This window comes from Methylobacterium sp. ME121, from assembly GCF_000974725.1.
In the GTDB taxonomy this organism is placed as follows: Bacteria; Pseudomonadota; Alphaproteobacteria; order Rhizobiales; family Beijerinckiaceae; genus Methylobacterium; species Methylobacterium radiotolerans.
The window spans coordinates 1-1900 of the sequence record NZ_BBUX01000162.1 but is presented as its reverse complement, the minus strand read 5'-3'; the positions used below and the strand labels follow the sequence as shown (position 1 = coordinate 1900).

The 1900-nt window shown below is 72.9% G+C and carries 2 protein-coding genes; both read right to left on the bottom strand.

Features of this window, described 5'->3' with window-relative positions:
• On the bottom strand, positions 1 to 1311 hold a 1311-nt coding region (locus ME121_RS32670), incomplete at its 3' end, for an MCP four helix bundle domain-containing protein (RefSeq protein WP_491892957.1).
• Between the two features lie 49 nt (positions 1312 to 1360).
• On the bottom strand, positions 1361 to 1900 hold a 540-nt coding region (locus ME121_RS32665; RefSeq protein ID WP_491892956.1), incomplete at its 5' end, for a chemotaxis protein CheW.

Sequence of the window (1900 nt, the reverse complement as noted above, 5' to 3'; positions counted from 1 at the left end):
GGACACGTTGCTCGCCGCCGCGCTCGCCTCGGCCACGACGGCGCGCAGCTTCGTCAGCATGGTCTGCAGGGCGAGGCCCATCGTGTCCTTGTCGGAGAGCGGCCTGGCCTCGACCGTGAGGTCGCCCCGCGCGATGGCGTTGGCGAGCGCGGCCGTCGCGTTCAGGTTCTCGGTCATGCGGCCCATGGCGCCGACGAGGTCGCCGAGCTCGTCGTTCGAGGTGACCCTCACGGTCTGGCTCAGGTCGCCCATGGCCACCGCGTCGGCCAGGGTCACGGCGCGGCCGAGCCCGCGGGAGATCGAGAGGGCGAGCCAGGTGGCGATGCCGAGGCCGAGGAGGAGGGCCGCCGCCGCCACGGTCAGCAGGATGGTCTGACCCTGGGCCGATTCCGCGTTGGCCTGGACCGCGGCCTCGTCCATGAAGCGCTTCTGCCGCTCGGCCAGGGCCTCGAACGCGTCGATCGCGGTCGTGCTCACCTTCGCGTAGTCACCCGAGGCCAGCTCGGCCGCCTTCACCGATGTCCCGGTCTCCACGACGGCCAGCGCGCGCTGGAACGAGGCCGCCCAGGTCGCGAACCGCTCGCGGACGCCCGCGACGGCGACGCCCGCCGTCTGGGCCGCCGGGGCGAGTTCCTCCAGGGAGCGGTTGATCTCCTCGCGCGACTGCTTGGCGAGGGCGACGCGCTGCTGCAGCGCCTCGGCGCTCGTCGTCCCGGTCGCGGAGGTGAGCTGGCCCCAGGCCCGCTCCACCCGGCTCTTGAACACCGCGGCGACCCGCGCCAGCCGGTCCGCGGCGGGGTTCTGGGCGTCCGCCGGCGCGACGATCAGGGCGTCGAGGTCCGTGCGCAGGGCGGCCAGCGCCGGGCGACCCGCGGCATTGATCTCGGCCCAGGTCTTCCCGTTCGAGTTCTCGCGGGTCATCTCCAGGGCGCGGGTCCCCAGGTCGGTCTGCTTCTCGAACTTGCCCATCAAGTCCTCGAACAGGCGCCGGCCCTCGTCGGACATGAGGAGCGGCCTCACCTTGGCCAGGGCCGCCATGGCGTCGGCCCGGTTGTTCGTCACGCGCTTGGCGAACTCCGCCATCTGCGCCTCGTCCGGGCTGAGCAGGGCGCCGCGGACGTTGAACCCGGCGCGGATGGCGTTCGCCTTGCCCTCGAGGACCAGCTTCTGCACCTCGGCGCGGCTGAGGACGTACTTCATCGTGGCGTCGGCCGCGGTGAGCCGCTGGTAGCCGACGCCGCTGGCGGCCCCGAGGAGGACGAGGATCGCGCCGAAGCCGACCCCGAGCTTGGCCTTGATCGAGAAACGCATCGTACTCACCCCTACGCACACAACGCTTCGAGAAGACTGCACCAGGACTTCAGTTGAGGATCTGCTCGAGGTCGGGGACGATGATGAAGTCGTCGCCCGCCTTGACGATCGCGCGGATGTACTCGGGCCGCCACGTCGTCCCGACCGGCGGCACCGCCTCGCAGGCGGCCGGGTCGACCTCGGTGACCGCGAACACCTTGTCGGCCACCAGCGCGACCACCACCGGATCGCCCGCCACCGCCACCTCCAGGACCAGGAAGCGCGTGTCCGGGCTGTCGGCCGCCGCCGGCATCCCGAACCGCCCGCGGATGTCGGCCAGCGGCACGACGTTGCCGCGCACGTTCACGATCCGGTCGACATGCGCCCGCGCGCCCGCCACCCGGGTCGCCGGGATCGGGTCGATGATCTCGCGCACCATCCCGGCCTCCAGCGCGAAGCTCTCCGTGCCGATCCGGAACATCACCACCTGCCGGCCGCCCCGCTGACCCGCCGGACCGCCCACCCGCGCGCCCACCTGTGCGCCAGGCTGCGCGCCAGACTGCGCGCCCGCCTGCGGCCCGGACCCGGGAGACCCGCGCGTCACGCCGCG